The sequence below is a fragment of the Burkholderia ubonensis subsp. mesacidophila genome, from assembly GCF_002097715.1.
GTDB lineage: Bacteria > Pseudomonadota > Gammaproteobacteria > Burkholderiales > Burkholderiaceae > Burkholderia > Burkholderia mesacidophila.
The window spans coordinates 1,402,489-1,416,552 of record NZ_CP020738.1 but is presented as its reverse complement, the minus strand read 5'-3'; the positions used below and the strand labels follow the sequence as shown (position 1 = coordinate 1,416,552).

Genomic DNA, 14,064 nt, shown 5'->3' with positions numbered 1-14,064 from the left:
TCGCGGATGGACATTCGAACATCAACTTCTCCTGTGTACCAGACAATCAGGCCAAGCCTCGATCCGGCTAGTCATTAGCCTGAACGAACGTCCGCGAAACCGTGATTCTGCGTGGTTATAAATGGCCGATACGGCGGGCATCAGCCTGCCTCCAATCCTCTATGTAAGGGTAAATGCGACTCGTAAAACGGGGCTTTCCTCCTACAGTAAGTTTGTAGGCAGCAAGAACTCAGCGAGGATCGGTGAACACCGGCAAACGGTATTGCGGCCAAGGATCCAAATCCACAAAACCAACAACGACACCATCGAATCGCATTTAATTATTCGCATACACCACATAAATCACCCCAGTTCGATATTGAAATTCACCAATTCACATCAAATAATTACCCATCGATTGCAAAATGAGCCACGACAATGAAGCACGCACAGCATGATATTTTCATTTCAGCCATCCACAGCAAGAACAAGCTTCGCGTGACTTTCCATTCACAGAAGAGCGGCACGACAGTAACTCGCGATTCAGCACCAATGGATTTCGGCCCCAGAACAAATGATGCCATTAGGATAGACAGATATCATTTTTGGGACTTTACAAGCCCAAGCGGACCTCACACGGAATCTCTTCGGGCAGATCAAATTCAGTCCATATTCTGCCTAAATGATGTTTTTGATCCCGCCGACTTTGTAACGTGGCGGACCAATTGGAATATTCACAGAGACTGGGGCCGATTATCATAAGTCACAACGACGAACCAATACAATCAATTGCCCAATCTTTGACAAAGGGGCTAGGGAACCATGTTTATCGAGAAGGTGCAAATTAACAACTTTCGATCCATCAGGAACGGGGACGTATCTTTCGGGGAAATTAGCACCTTCCTAGGCCGAAATGGTGTCGGGAAATCGACAGTACTGTACGCACTGGAGTCATTCTATAACGTTGGCGCTCAATACTCCTGCCTCGATTACTACAACCACGAGCAGACCGACACGAGCATCCGGATACGAATCACCTACGGTGGTCTTCGGCCAGACGAGGCTGCCGAATTCGGTAGTTATGTTCATGGCGGCAAGCTGATAGTGACCAAAGTTATCAATCAAGGTGGCGCGCGCTACTTTGGAACACTAGCCCAAATCCCCAGCTTTGCCGAGTTGAGAAGGCTAGGAGCCAAAGAAAAGCGTGCGGGAATGAAAACGCTGATCGAAAGCGGTGCTGTTCCGGGCTTTCCCGATCTTCCGACTAAAGGGGATGACGTAGATCGTGTGATGGAAGAATATGAGGCCGCACATCCCGAGCTCACCGAGCCAATCGAGTGTGAGACCCAGTTTTTTGGACCGCGCAATGTCGGGGGCGGCAAGCTCGACAAGTTCACGAAGTTCGTACTCGTGCCTGCCGTCAGAGACGCAGCTACCGAAATGGAAAAACGCGGCGCGATCATGCAACTGCTCGACCTCATCGTTACGCGCCGTATTAGTAGCCGCCAAGATTTCCAGGAATTCAAGCAAGAATTCGATGCGAAGGCACGTCAGCTCTATGGCAAGGAGAACCTTCCCGAACTGGCCGAGCTGGGTACTTTGGTTACCGACCGGCTCAAGCGCTATGCACCAGGCGCGGAACTGCTGATTGACTTTGCAGAACTAAAGCCGCCAACGATCCCGTTACCGGATGCAGTCGTGACAGTTTCCGAGGACAACTTTAAAGTGCCGGTTCGGTACAACGGGCACGGACTGCAGCGCGCACTGATCCTCGCCCTGCTAGAACAGCTCTCCATGACTCAGCCAGATCCCGTCGCGGCCAACGACACAGGCGCAGCCGCGCCACAGGAACCGCTGCGGCTTCCCGATCTAATACTAGCGATTGAAGAACCCGAGTTATATCTGCATCCCGCCCGCAGCCGATACTTGGCGAAGGTTCTTCGCGACCTAGCTCGACGCGACACTGATGCAGCGCTTCCCGGTATTCAGGTAGTGTGTGTCACGCATTCGCCCTACTTTGTCGCTGTCGAACACTTCGATGAGGTGCGCATGTGCCGCAAAGCAGCGTCGACCGACGCCAATGAACCGCATGTGACAACTTTCACGAGTTTCACGCGGCATCAAGCTGCTCAGCGTCTCGCAGAAGTAACCGGTCGGCCGCCGGAGGATTTTACTGCCGATACGTTCGCCGCACGCGCCGCGCCTGTGCTGAACTCAATCGTGAACGAGGGGCTGTTTGCTGACGTTGCCGTGGTCGTTGAAGGAGATTCGGATGTGGCCGCACTATGGGCGATGCAAACGGCCATGGACCAGAAATGGGATGAACTGGGTATTGTGGTCGTTCCGGTCAGCGGCAAGAACAACATCGACCGAGCAGTCGTCGCCTTTCAAGGGTTCGGCATCCCAACCTACTTCATATTCGATGGCGACAAGCCAAAGAATAAAGGGGCGACTACGAACAGAACTCTTCTGCAACTGGGGGCGGCTGCTGCAACCGATTTCCCTGCCACGGGGATAAATCGAGGTTGCGCCGTTTTTGAGGACAATCTTGAGACGTACCTGCAAGGGGTTGCGGGGGAGCACTATGAATCGCTGCGTGACAAATGTTCCGCTCAATATGGATATGATTACCCAAATAAGGCCCTCAAAAACTCAGAGGTAATGGCAATGTTTCTCCAAGAAGCACGCGCAGTAGGTATCGAGTTTCCGATCCTTCAGAAAATTGTCGAAATGATCTCATCCATAGCCAGAGAGCTTCGAATTGCCCCAACTGGGACAACAAAACCTAAGTAGAAACATGCCCACCTCTCGCGCACAGAATGCGCGCAGCCACTCCGACGCTGATGATGTGAGATAAGGCCACTCTCAACCATGCGAAATCATGGGCCCGAGAACCTCCGCAATTGCGAACCATCTGTCAACCAACGTGCGACGCGAACGGCTGTTATACCTTGGGAGCTACCGTTCAGTTCGGGCGGACTCGAATATCCGCAGAGGGTAAGCGACATCCACGAAAATCAACAAAGAAGCTAAATCAATCCATGCCGCCGCAGTTCGTCCCCGAGCGACACCGCATCGACAAAGCGATAGCCGAGCAGGCCGGCATCGACCGCCCCCGCGACATTCGCATCGGTATCGTCGATGAACAGCGTCGCATCCGGCCGCGCGCCAAGCAACCCAACGCAGCCGAGATACGCGCGCTTAGCCGGCTTGGCCGCGCCGAACGACGCTGACGGGTACACATGCGCACCAAACAGCCGCGCGACTGGCGGATTCAGGTAATCGAGATGATCGGTAACAAGCCGGCAGTTGTTCGTGAGCACCGCGATCAGGCACCGCTCGCCAACCTGCTCCGCCAGCGCGAGCGTATCTGGGTTCGGCGTAATCGACGCACGACGTGCATCGAGCCACGCATCGCGGCTGACGCGGCAATTCAGCAGGTCGCCGAGCTCATCCAGATAAGCATCCGGCGTGATCTCGCCGGCGTCCGCGCGCGCTTCGAGGCCGGACTCCCAGATCGCGTAGCGCACGGCCTCCGGGGGCCGGCCCGTGAGCGCCGACAGGCGCGCAACCCGCGCCGCGCGATCGTAGTGCGTCAGCACGCCCTCCATATCGAACAACACCCACGCGATCGGCACGCTCATCGCGCCTCCTCAGGCTGGATTCACGCGCCGGCCGTACCAGCCTGCTTCACGCGCCGCGTACCGCCCCGGTGCTCCACGATGCGCAGCAGCTTCTGGAAACTCTGGCATTCCAGATGGCTCGGCGCCGGACAGGCCGCCGCGTGCCGCAGCACATCGCGCACCGCGCTGAGCCGGCGGATCGTGCGATCCAGCTCGTCGGCTTTCGCGTCGAGCTTCGCGCGGTCGATGTCGGGCTCGCCGCCCGCGCCGAACATCGCGCCGATCTCGTCGAGCGAGAACCCGGCCTCGCGGCCGAGCGCGATCAGCGCAAGCCGCTGCAGCACGGCCTGATCGTACTGCCGCCGCAACCCGCGCCGCCCGTTCGACGCGATCAACCCCTTTTCCTCGTAATAGCGCAGCGTCGACGCGGGCAAGCCCGCATGACGCGCAACGTCGGCAATATCCAGACGGCCCATGCTTGACCTCAAGTGAACTTGAAGCTGCAAGATAGCTGCTCGCACCCATTGAAACAAGCCGGAATTGCAATGAAACCGATCCGAACCCCGCGTCACGCCGACGCGTCCGCCCCCCGCCTGCCCGCGAACATCGGAGGCGGACGATGAACCAGACAGCCGACATCCTGCTCCGCCTGCTGCTGATCGGCGCGGGCGGCACACTCATGATGGATCTCTGGGCGCTGTTCCGGCGGCGCGCGTTCGGCATTCCGTCGCTCGACTACGCGCTGGTCGGCCGCTGGCTCGGCCACATGGCGGCCGGCCGGTTCCGGCATGCGTCGATCGTCGCCGCGTCGCCGGTGCGGCACGAACGGCCGCTCGGCTGGCTCGCGCACTACGCGATCGGCATCGCGTTCGCCGGGCTGCCGGTCGCGATCGCGGGAACGCAATGGATCAGCGCGCCGACGCTGCTGCCCGCGCTCGCCGCGGGCATCGGGAGCGTGGCCGCGCCCTTCTTCATGATGCAGCCGGCATTCGGCTTCGGCATCGCCGCGGCGCGCACGCCGCAGCCGAGCGTCGCGCGCCGCCGCAGCCTCGTCACGCATCTGTCCTACGGGCTGGGCCTGTACCTCGCCGCACACGGGGTGCTTGCGCTCATGCCGTGACGCGGCACGCGGCCGCGGCCCGCAAAAAACGGCGCGGCGAAGCTCGCCCGCGCCGGTCCGCCGAGGTCAGCCCTTCATCGACCCGGTCCGCACGAACCGCTCGTGCCATGACAGCGCCTCGCCGAGCAGGTGCGGCGTCTGCTTGCCGAAGCTCTCGCGGCACGCGCGCTCGAAGTAGTCCTCGAGCATCGGCCGGAAGTCCGGGTGCGCGCAGGTCGAGATGATCTTGCGCGCGCGCTGCTTCGGCGACAGCCCGCGCAGGTCCGCGAGGCCCTGCTCGGTGACGACCACCGCGACGTCGTGCTCGGTGTGGTCGACGTGGCTCGCCATCGGCACGATCCGCGAGATCGCGCCGCCCTTCGCGGTGCTCGCCGACATGAAGCACGACAGGTAGCCGTTGCGCGCGAAGTCGCCCGAGCCGCCGATGCCGTTCTGGATCTTCGTGCCCATCACGTGCGTCGAATTCACGTTGCCGTAGATGTCGGCCTCGATCATCCCGTTCATCGCGATGCAGCCGAGGCGGCGCACGAGCTCCGGATGGTTGCTGATCTCCTGCGGGCGCAGCAGGATCTTCTCGCGGAACGTCGCGATCTCGTCGGCGAAGCGCTTGACCGCGTCCGGGCTCAGCGACAGCGCGGTGGCCGACGCGAAGCTCAGCGTGCCGTCCGCGAGCAGGTCGAGCATGCCGTCCTGGATCACCTCGGTGTACGCGGTCAGGTTCGAGAACCCGGCCGTGCTCAGTTCCGCCAGCACCGCGTTCGTGATGTTGCCGACGCCCGACTGCAGCGGCAGCAGGTTCTCCGGCAGCCGGCCGCGCTTCACTTCGTGGCGCAGGAAATCGATCAGTTGCCCCGCGATCTGCTTCGACGTCTCGTCCGGCGCGGAGAATGCGTTGCTGCGGTCCGCCGCGTCGGTCTCGACGATCGCGACGATCTTCTCGGCCGGGCAGCGCAGGTACGGCTCGCCGATGCGGTCGTCGCTCTTCGTCAGCGGGATCGGCTTGCGGTGCGGCGGCAACGCGGTGCCGTAATAGATGTCGTGCATCCCGTCGAGGCCGAGCGGCTGGCGCGTGTTGACCTCGAGGATCACGTGCTTCGCGCGGTCGAGCCAGGTCTTGTTGTTGCCGACCGACGCGGACGGAATCAGCAGCCCGTCCTCGCGGATGCCCGCGACCTCGACGATCGCGACGTCGAGATCGCCGTACAGCCCGAACCACGCGTATTGCGCGACGTGGCTCAGGTGGACGTCCTGGTATTCGACTTCGCCGGCGTTGATCTTGTCGCGCAGCGTCGGGTCGGACTGGTACGGCAGGCGCATCGAGATGCCGTTGGTGCGGGCGAGCGCGCCGTCGAGCTCGGGCGCGGTCGATGCGCCCGTCAGCACGTTGATGCGGAATTCCTCGCCGCGCGCGTGCGCCGCCTCGATGTGCGCGGCGAGCGCGGCCGGCACGGCCTTCGGGTAGCCCGAGCCGGTGAAGCCGCTCATGGCGACGGTCATGCCGGGACGGATCAGGGCGGCGGCTTCGTCGGCGGTGCGGACGAGCGAACGCAGGGCGGGAGCGAGGATGCGTGATGAAGACATGGCAGTTTGAACGAACGCGTTTTGGTCTGTCGTTGACGCCGCGGGGGGTGTCTCCTGAGCGGCGTGGAACCCTTGGGGCCGCAGTCGGCGGCCGGCACCACAGGTACGACCGGAGTATCGCAGAGGCCGCATGCGCGAAATGTTCGCCGGATGCAAAAGACCCTTTCGGAAATTGCCGGATATCGAACGGCCGTTCTGTGACAGGCGGCGCGCGCGCCACGGCCGCGCCGGATTGTCGCCCGATGCGCGCGCGGCCGGCTTGATCCGCGTCAAACCGGCGGCGGCATGCACCGCCGCCCCGCTCCCGGTTCGTCGACGGCGCGCCTTGCACATGCGGGCGGCGACGACGACACTTGAACGTAACGCGCCGCGTCGGCGCGAACGGACCGGAACGGCCCCGCATGCACCATATGTGTGCCAGTCGCGCACGCTTCGTGCGCACGGTCCCTTCCGATATGGCCGGTAACACCGGAAAATGTCAGGAGATTGAGCGGAAAAAAGCAACAACTTACAAATCCGTATATATTTCGCCGATGGACCAAAGAAAAACCGCCAAACGTTCCGAGCCACCGCTACCCCGCACGTGGGATGCGCGGCTCGCGCGCGCCCTCGTCCGGCCGCTCGTCGACACCCCCGTTACCCCGAATCACCTCACCACTGTCCGCCTGCTGATCGGCCTTGCCGGCGCCTGGGCCCTTGCCCAAGGCGGCTACGGCTGGAGCAATATCGGCGCGTTCCTGATCGTGCTGTCGAACTTCGTCGACCACACCGACGGCGAACTCGCGCGCATCAGCGGCAAGTCGAGCAAGATCGGGCATTTCTACGACCTCGCGGCGGACGCGCTCGTCACGATCGCACTGTTCGTCAGCATGGGCGTCGGCATCGTCGCCCAAGGCGGCCAGATGGCCGCGTCGCCGGTGCTGCTCGGCGCGGCGGCCGGCGCGGCGGTCGCGCTGATCTTCTATCTGCGGATGCGGATCGAATCGTTCGCCGGCAAGGCCGGCACCAAGCAGGCGTTCGCAGGCGGCTTCGAGACCGAGGACGTTCTCTACCTGCTGCCGCTCGTGACGCTCGTCAATGGCGTCGAACCGTTCCTGCTGGCGGCGTCGATCGGCGCGCCGCTGTTCGCCGCCTGGGTCGTGATCGACTGGTGGCGCATCGTCCGTCGCGGCGCCCTGCCGCAGAACCCAACCGAAATCCAGGCAAGCAAATGACTCCCAGCACACGCGACGACTCCGTGCTGAACCCGGCACGCCCCGCGCCCGTGCGCGCAGCGGCGGCCACGCCAGACCGCACCGTGGCCGACTGCGTCGGCCGGCTCGACGTCGGCCGCCTGCGCGACGACTACACGCGCCAGGGGTCGTTCCTGTATCTCGACACGTTCCTGCCGCCCGACGCGCACGCGAAGCTCGCGGACGCCGCGCGCACGCTCACGGCCGACCTCAACCGCAATTACCTGCCCGGCCACAAGCAAGGCGGCAGCGTGAGCCGCCACACGATCGACGCGAAGGCGCCGTACATTGCCGAGCTGTACCGCTCGAAGGCGCTGATCGGCTTCCTCGAGAAGCTCACAGGCGACACGCTGCTGCTGTCGCCGGACGACGATCCGCACGCATACGCGCTGTATTACTACACGAAGCCGGGCGACCACATCGGCTGGCACTACGACACGTCGTACTACGACGGCCGCCGCTACACGCTGCTGATCGGCGTGATCGACGACTCTTCGTGCCGCCTCGACTACGAGCTGCATACGCGCAACCCGGACGTGCCCGACGAGCCGGGCACGGTGCAGATCGCCGACGGCGGCATCGTGCTGTTCGACGGCGACAAGCTGCGCCATCGCGTCACGCCGCTCGGCCAGAACGAGATGCGCGTGTCGCTCACGTTCGAATACGTCACCGACCCCGGCATGCGGCCGTGGAAGCGCTTCATCTCGAACATGAAGGACGCGATCGCGTACTTCGGGTTCCGCCAAGTGTTCAAGCAGCTGGCGACGCGACGCACGACCGGGTCATGACACGCGCCGGCATGATCCTGCTGTCCCTCGGGACGGCCCTGTTCGTCGCCCTGCTCGCGTGGCAGGGCGTCGGCGCGGTCGCGTCGACGTTCCTTGCGGCCGGCTGGGGGCTCGCGCTCGTCGCGGCGTTCCACGTCGTGCCGCTCGTGATCGATGCGGCGGCGATCGCGGTGATGTTCCGCAAGGGCGAGCCCGGCGCCGAGCTCGGCAACGCGCTGCGCGCGCGCTGGGTCGGCGAATCGGTCAACAGCCTGCTGCCCGCCGGGCAGATCGGCGGCCCCGTGCTGATGGTGCGCTACCTCGCGCAGCGCGGCACGCGGATGGCGGATGCCGCCGCGGCGATCACCGTCAGCACGACGATGCAGGCGCTCGCGCAGATGGCGTTCGCGCTCGTCGGCATCGCCGCGTTCAGCATGGTCGCGACCCACGAATCGGTCGCGCACCTGCGCACGCCGGCGCTGATCGCGACCGGCGTGCTCGGCGGCTGCGCGCTGCTGTTCTATGCCGCGCAGCGGCGCGGGCTGTTCGGCCGCGGCCTGCGCGTCGCATCGAAGCTGCTCGGCCCGCGCGACTGGTCGTCGCTCGCGACCCGCGCGGACGCGATCGACGCGGCGGTCGGCACGCTGTACGGCGAGCGCCGCAAGGTGGCGTCGACCTTCGCGCTGAGTTTCGTCGGCTGGATCGTCGGCACCGCGGAAGTGTGGCTCGCGCTGCATTTCCTCGGGCATCCGGTGAGCTGGCTCGACGCGCTGCTGCTCGAAAGCGTCGGCCAGGCGATCCGCGGCGCCGCCTTCGCGATCCCGGGCTCGCTCGGCGCGCAGGAAGGCGGCTACCTGCTGCTCGCGCCGCTCGTCGGCCTGCCGCCCGACGCGGCGCTCGCGCTGTCGCTCGCGAAGCGCGCGCGCGAACTCGCGCTCGGCCTGCCCGGCCTGCTCTATCTGCATTTCAGTGAAAGAAACTGGCAGCGGCGCCGTGCGCCGCAGCCCCTCGCCGACTGATCGATCCAGGATCGTTCAGTCGATTTTTTGGTTGGAGAACACATGCGAGCCATCATTCTTGCGGCAGGCCTCGGCTTGCGCCTGCAGCAACCTCCCGAAGCGCAATTCCCGAAGTGTCTGCTGCGCTTCGACGACGCCTCGCTGCTCGAGCGCCACTTGCGCGTGCTCGACGCCGCCGGCGTCGACGAGATCGTGCTGGCGCTGGGCTTCCAGTCCGGCAAGGTCGAGGAAGAACTGAAGCGCCTCGGCCGCCGCGCGGAAATCGTGCTGAACGAGCGCTACGATCTCGGCAGCGTGCTGACCGTGCATACGGCCGCCGACGCGATGACGCGCGGCGGCGACGTGCTGCTGATGGACGCCGACGTGCTGTACGACGAAAACATCCTGCACGCGCTCGTGGCCAACCCCGACCAGCCGGTCGACCGCCTGCTGATCGACCGCGATTTCGAAGCGGGCGACGAGCCCGTCAAGCTGTGCCTGAAGAACGGCGTGCCGGTCGAGCTGCGCAAGCAGCTCGCCGTCGACCTCGACTACGACACGATCGGCGAATCGGTCGGCTTCTTCCGCTTCACCGAACACACCGCGCGCCGCCTCGCGGCGATCGTCGCGGGCTACGTCGACAGCGGCCGCGCGAACATGCCGCACGAGGAAGCCGTGCGCGACCTGCTGCTCGAAGGCGGCCATTCGTTCGACGTCGCCGACGTGACGGGCGCGCCGTGGATCGAGATCGACTTCCCGAACGATGTCGCGCGCGCCACGCAGGACATCCTCCCCCTGATTCAACGCACTACCGCCGGAGCTACACGATGAACGCACGCGAACCCAATTTCACCGAATCGCGCAGCGCCCGCCTGCGCCGCATGCTCGTCAGCAGCGACCTCGAATTCCTGATGGAAGCGCACAACGGCCTGTCCGCGCGGATCGTCCGCGAGGCCGGCTTCAAGGGGATCTGGGCGTCCGGCCTCGCGATCTCCGCGCAGTTCGGCGTGCGCGACAACAACGAGGCGAGCTGGACCCAGGTCGTCGACGTGCTCGAGTTCATGGCCGACGCGAGCGACCTGCCGATCCTGCTCGACGGCGACACCGGCTACGGCAACTTCAACAACGTGCGCCGCCTCGTGAGGAAGCTCGAGCAGCGCGGCATCGCGGGCGTGTGCATCGAGGACAAGCAGTTCCCGAAGACCAACAGCTTCATCGACGGCGAGCGCCAGCCGCTCGCCGAGATCGACGAGTTCTGCGGCAAGATCAAGGCCGGCAAGGATTCGCAGAGCGACCCCGACTTCTCGATCGTCGCGCGCGTCGAGGCGCTGATCGCCGGCTGGGGGATGGACGAGGCGCTGCGCCGCGCGAACGCGTATGCGGAAGCCGGCGCGGACGCGATCCTGATCCACAGCAAGCTGTCGCGCCCGGACGAGATCCTGCAGTTCGCGCGCGAATGGAGCGGCAAGGCGCCGCTCGTGATCGTGCCGACCAAGTACTACAGCACGCCGACCGACGTGTTCCGCCAGGCCGGCATCAGCACCGTGATCTGGGCGAACCATCTGATCCGCGCATCGGCGTCCGCGATGCAGGCCGTCGCGCGCGAGATCCACGAGAACGAAACGCTGATCAACGTCGAGGACCGCGTCGCGTCGGTCAACGAGATCTTCCGCCTGCAGGACGCCGACGAATACTCGGCGGCCGAGCGCATTTACCTGTCGTCGTCGTCGCGCGCGTCGAACGCCGCGATCGTGCTCGCCGCGAGCCGCGGCAAGGGGCTGGAAGCCGTCACCGAAGACAAGCCGAAGGTCATGCTGCCGGTCGCCGGCAAGCCGCTCCTGCGCTGGCTCGTCGACGGCTTCAAGAAGCACGGCGTGAACGACATCACCGTGGTCGGCGGCTACCGCGCCGACGCGATCGACACGTCGGGCATCAAGGTCGTCGTCAACGAGCGTCATGCGCAGACGGGCGAGCTCGCGTCGCTCGCGTGCGCGGCCGGGCGCCTGACCGGCGACACCGTGATCTCGTACGGCGACCTGCTGTTCCGCAGCTACATCCTGCGCGACCTCGCGGAGAGCGAGGCCGAGTTCAGCGTCGTCGTCGATTCGTCGCTGACGCAGCCGTCGAACCAGAGCGTGCGCGACTTCGCGCTCTGCTCGGCCGCCGACGACCGCGGCCTGTTCGGCCAGAAGACCTATCTGCAGCGCGTGTCGAGCGATGTCGCCGAAGGCACGCCGCACGGCCGCTGGATCGGCCTGCTGAACGTGCGCGGCGCGGGCGTCGAGCGCCTGAAGGCGATGCTCGCGACCCTGCAGGCGCGCGACGATTTCGACACGCTCGACATCCCCTCGCTCCTCAACGAGCTGATCGCCGCCGGCGAGAAGATCGAGGTGCAGTACGTGCACGGCCACTGGCGCGGCGTCAACGACCTGGAAGACTTCCGCCGCGCGGGCGATTTCGCGCACGGCCAGACGCCGCTGTCCGAGCCGGGCGCGGGCAACGGAGGCGCGCAATGATCGATGCGGCCCAGTTCGTCGAGGCCGCGCGCGAACGCGGCTTCGACTGGTACGCGGGTGTGCCCTGCTCGTACCTGACGCCGTTCATCAACTACGTGCTGCAGGACCCGACGCTGCACTACCTGTCGGCCGCGAACGAAGGCGACGCGGTCGCGCTGATCGCAGGAGCCACGCTCGGCGGCAAGCGCGGGATCGCGATGATGCAGAACTCGGGGCTCGGCAACGCGGTGAGCCCGCTCACGTCGCTCACGTGGACGTTCCGCCTGCCGCAGCTGCTGATCGTCACGTGGCGCGGCCAGCCGGGCGTGCCCGACGAGCCGCAGCACGCGCTGATGGGGCCGATCACGCCCGCGATGCTCGACACGATGGAGATCCCGTGGGAGACCTTCCCGACCGATCCCGACGCGGTCGGCCCGGCGCTCGACCGCGCGATCGCGCACATGGACGCGACCGGCCGCCCGTACGCGCTCGTGATGCAGAAAGGCAGCGTCGCGCCGTATGAGCTGAAGGCGAACCCGGCGGCGACGCCGCGCGCGCACGTCGCCGCCCAGTCGTCGTCGCAGGCGGCATCGGCCGATACGCTGCCGACCCGCCACGACGCGCTGCAGCGCGTGATCGCGCACACGCCGGTCGATTCGACCGTCGTGCTCGCGTCGACCGGCTTCTGCGGCCGCGAGCTGTATGCAATCGACGATCGCCCGAACCAGCTGTACATGGTCGGCTCGATGGGCTGCGTGACGCCGCTCGCGCTCGGCCTCGCGCTCGCGCGGCCCGACCTGAAGGTCGTCGCGGTCGACGGCGACGGCGCCGCGCTGATGCGCATGGGCGCGTTCGCGACGCTCGGCGCCTACGGCCCCGCGAACCTCACGCACGTGCTGCTCGACAACGGCGCGCACGAATCGACGGGCGGCCAGGCCACCGTATCGCAGCACGTGTCGTTCGCCGGCGTCGCCGCCGCGTGCGGCTACGCGTCGGCGTCCGAAGGCGACACGCTCGACGTGCTGGACGCGGCGCTGGACGCGCGCGCGGACGGCGCGCAGTTCGTGCGCATCGCGATCCGCACCGGCGTGCCCGACGGGCTGCCCCGCCCGACCGTCACGCCGGTCGAGGTCAAGACCCGCCTGATGCGGCACATCGGCGCCGCACAGACCGAAGCCCACGCTGAAGGAGCCCATTGATGCTGCTGCTGAACCCCGGCCCGGTAACGCTGACCGAACGCGTGCGCCGCAGCCTGCTGCAACCCGACCTGTGCCATCGCGAAAGCGAGTTCTTCGACCTGCAGGACGAGGCGCGCGCGCGTCTCGTCGCGGCGTACGAGCTCGATCCGGCCGAATGGGCCGCCGTGCTGATGACGGGCTCGGGCACCGCCGCCGTCGAAAGCATGATCGCGGCGCTCGTCCCGCAGGGCGGCAAGCTGCTCGTGATCGAGAACGGCGTGTACGGCGAGCGGATCGCGCAGATCGCGACGCAGTACGGGATCGCGCACGATGTGCTGAAGCACGAATGGATGCAGGCGCCCGACCTCGCGCAGATCGCCGCGCGGCTCGACGCGGGCGGCTTCTCGCACGTCGCCGTGATCCATCACGAAACGACGACCGGCCGCCTGAACGACCTCGGCGCGATCGCCGACGTGTGCCGCGCACGCGGCGTGAAGCTGCTCGTCGACGGCGTCAGCAGCTTCGGCGCGGAGGCGATCGATTTTGCGGGCGGCGACATCGATGCGGTCGCCGCGACCGCGAACAAGTGCCTGCACGGCGTGCCGGGCGCGGCGTTCGTGATCGTGCGCCGCAGCGCGCTCGCGCAAGCCGCGAGCCGCACGTACTACCTCGACCTCGGCCGCCTCGCGAAGCTGCAGGACCAGCGCAACACGCCGTTCACGCCGTCGGTGCACGCGTACTACGCGCTCGTCGAGGCGCTGCGCGAATTCGACGAAGCCGGCGGCTGGCGCGCGCGCCATGCACGCTACAAGGCGCTCGCCGACCAGGCGCAAGCGGGCCTCGCCGCGCGCGGGATGCCGCTCGTGCTGCCCGAGGGCGCGTCGTCGGTCGTGCTGCGCGCGTACCGTCTGCCAAAGGGCGTGACGTACGAACAGCTGCACGACGGGCTGAAGACGCGCGGCTTCGTGATCTACGCGGGGCAAGGCGGGCTGTCGAAGGAACTGTTCCGCATCTCGACGATGGGCGCGATCGAAGCGGCCGACGTCGAGCGGCTGCTGGACGGGTTCACGGCGCTCACGCGCTGACGTCCG

The 14,064-nt window shown here is 65.7% G+C and carries 12 protein-coding genes; 9 read left to right on the top strand and 3 right to left on the bottom strand.

The window, feature by feature from the left end; all coding sequences use genetic code 11:
* The first annotated feature begins 801 nt into the window (after window positions 1-801).
* On the top strand, window positions 802-2,772 hold the full coding sequence (locus B7P44_RS23890; RefSeq protein ID WP_084908443.1) for an ATP-dependent nuclease: 1,971 nt from the start codon (window positions 802-804) through the stop codon (window positions 2,770-2,772).
* 236 nt (window positions 2,773-3,008) lie between these two features.
* Here the strand turns inward: B7P44_RS23890 and B7P44_RS23885 are convergent, their stop codons facing one another.
* Both B7P44_RS23885 and B7P44_RS23880 read right to left on the bottom strand, forming a co-directional pair.
* A complete protein-coding gene (locus tag B7P44_RS23885) occupies window positions 3,009-3,623 on the bottom strand; it encodes an HAD family hydrolase (RefSeq protein ID WP_084908442.1) in 615 nt (204 codons plus the stop codon).
* A 20-nt stretch (window positions 3,624-3,643) separates the two neighbouring features.
* Window positions 3,644-4,078 (bottom strand): helix-turn-helix domain-containing protein, encoded by a 435-nt coding sequence (locus B7P44_RS23880; protein ID WP_084908441.1) that lies wholly within the window; start codon window positions 4,076-4,078, stop codon window positions 3,644-3,646.
* A gap of 143 nt (window positions 4,079-4,221) precedes the next feature.
* On the opposite strand from B7P44_RS23880, the gene B7P44_RS23875 reads away from it, so the two are divergent.
* Complete coding sequence (locus tag B7P44_RS23875; protein WP_084908440.1) at window positions 4,222-4,722, top strand: DUF2938 domain-containing protein; 501 nt, start codon at window positions 4,222-4,224, stop codon at window positions 4,720-4,722.
* A gap of 66 nt (window positions 4,723-4,788) precedes the next feature.
* On the opposite strand, the gene B7P44_RS23870 is transcribed toward B7P44_RS23875, so the two are convergent.
* Window positions 4,789-6,303, bottom strand: a complete 1,515-nt coding sequence (locus tag B7P44_RS23870; RefSeq protein ID WP_084908439.1) for a succinyl-CoA:acetate CoA-transferase ScpC — start codon at window positions 6,301-6,303, stop codon at window positions 4,789-4,791.
* A 533-nt stretch (window positions 6,304-6,836) separates the two neighbouring features.
* Between B7P44_RS23870 and B7P44_RS23865 the strand changes: the two genes are divergently transcribed.
* Genes B7P44_RS23865 through B7P44_RS23835 form a run of 7 tightly spaced genes read left to right on the top strand, consistent with a single transcriptional unit; the run spans window position 6,837 to window position 14,058 of the window.
* Window positions 6,837-7,517, top strand: coding sequence for a CDP-alcohol phosphatidyltransferase family protein (locus B7P44_RS23865; RefSeq protein ID WP_084908438.1), 681 nt, complete (start codon window positions 6,837-6,839; stop codon window positions 7,515-7,517).
* On the top strand, window positions 7,514-8,323 hold the full coding sequence (locus B7P44_RS23860) for a HalD/BesD family halogenase (RefSeq protein WP_084908437.1): 810 nt from the start codon (window positions 7,514-7,516) through the stop codon (window positions 8,321-8,323). Before B7P44_RS23865 ends, B7P44_RS23860 begins: the two co-directional genes overlap by 4 nt.
* Window positions 8,320-9,321, top strand: coding sequence for an HpnL family protein (locus B7P44_RS23855; RefSeq protein WP_084908436.1), 1,002 nt, complete (start codon window positions 8,320-8,322; stop codon window positions 9,319-9,321). The genes B7P44_RS23860 and B7P44_RS23855 overlap by 4 nt, the downstream gene beginning before the upstream one ends.
* A gap of 42 nt (window positions 9,322-9,363) precedes the next feature.
* Window positions 9,364-10,131: a phosphocholine cytidylyltransferase family protein gene (locus tag B7P44_RS23850; protein ID WP_084908435.1), complete on the top strand. Its 768-nt coding sequence runs from the start codon at window positions 9,364-9,366 to the stop codon at window positions 10,129-10,131.
* Window positions 10,128-11,816: a phosphoenolpyruvate mutase gene (gene aepX / locus B7P44_RS23845; RefSeq protein ID WP_084908434.1), complete on the top strand. Its 1,689-nt coding sequence runs from the start codon at window positions 10,128-10,130 to the stop codon at window positions 11,814-11,816. Before B7P44_RS23850 ends, aepX begins: the two co-directional genes overlap by 4 nt.
* Window positions 11,813-12,994, top strand: coding sequence for a phosphonopyruvate decarboxylase (gene aepY, locus B7P44_RS23840; protein WP_084908433.1), 1,182 nt, complete (start codon window positions 11,813-11,815; stop codon window positions 12,992-12,994). The genes aepX and aepY overlap by 4 nt, the downstream gene beginning before the upstream one ends.
* Entirely contained in the window at window positions 12,994-14,058 is a 1,065-nt protein-coding gene (locus B7P44_RS23835; RefSeq protein ID WP_084908432.1) for a 2-aminoethylphosphonate aminotransferase, read from the top strand. The genes aepY and B7P44_RS23835 overlap by 1 nt, the downstream gene beginning before the upstream one ends.
* The last annotated feature ends 6 nt before the right edge of the window (window positions 14,059-14,064 follow it).

What these genes read in the sequence shown, in the direction of transcription:
- B7P44_RS23890 (WP_084908443.1), top strand. Translation starts at nt 802, where the DNA reads ATGTTTATCGAGAAGGTGCAAATTAACAACTTTCGATCCATCAGGAAC.
- B7P44_RS23885 (WP_084908442.1), bottom strand. Translation starts at nt 3,623, where the DNA reads ATGAGCGTGCCGATCGCGTGGGTGTTGTTCGATATGGAGGGCGTGCTG.
- B7P44_RS23880 (WP_084908441.1), bottom strand. Translation starts at nt 4,078, where the DNA reads ATGGGCCGTCTGGATATTGCCGACGTTGCGCGTCATGCGGGCTTGCCC.
- B7P44_RS23875 (WP_084908440.1), top strand. Translation starts at nt 4,222, where the DNA reads ATGAACCAGACAGCCGACATCCTGCTCCGCCTGCTGCTGATCGGCGCG.
- B7P44_RS23870 (WP_084908439.1), bottom strand. Translation starts at nt 6,303, where the DNA reads ATGTCTTCATCACGCATCCTCGCTCCCGCCCTGCGTTCGCTCGTCCGC.
- B7P44_RS23865 (WP_084908438.1), top strand. Translation starts at nt 6,837, where the DNA reads ATGGACCAAAGAAAAACCGCCAAACGTTCCGAGCCACCGCTACCCCGC.
- B7P44_RS23860 (WP_084908437.1), top strand. Translation starts at nt 7,514, where the DNA reads ATGACTCCCAGCACACGCGACGACTCCGTGCTGAACCCGGCACGCCCC.
- B7P44_RS23855 (WP_084908436.1), top strand. Translation starts at nt 8,320, where the DNA reads ATGACACGCGCCGGCATGATCCTGCTGTCCCTCGGGACGGCCCTGTTC.
- B7P44_RS23850 (WP_084908435.1), top strand. Translation starts at nt 9,364, where the DNA reads ATGCGAGCCATCATTCTTGCGGCAGGCCTCGGCTTGCGCCTGCAGCAA.
- aepX (WP_084908434.1), top strand. Translation starts at nt 10,128, where the DNA reads ATGAACGCACGCGAACCCAATTTCACCGAATCGCGCAGCGCCCGCCTG.
- aepY (WP_084908433.1), top strand. Translation starts at nt 11,813, where the DNA reads ATGATCGATGCGGCCCAGTTCGTCGAGGCCGCGCGCGAACGCGGCTTC.
- B7P44_RS23835 (WP_084908432.1), top strand. Translation starts at nt 12,994, where the DNA reads ATGCTGCTGCTGAACCCCGGCCCGGTAACGCTGACCGAACGCGTGCGC.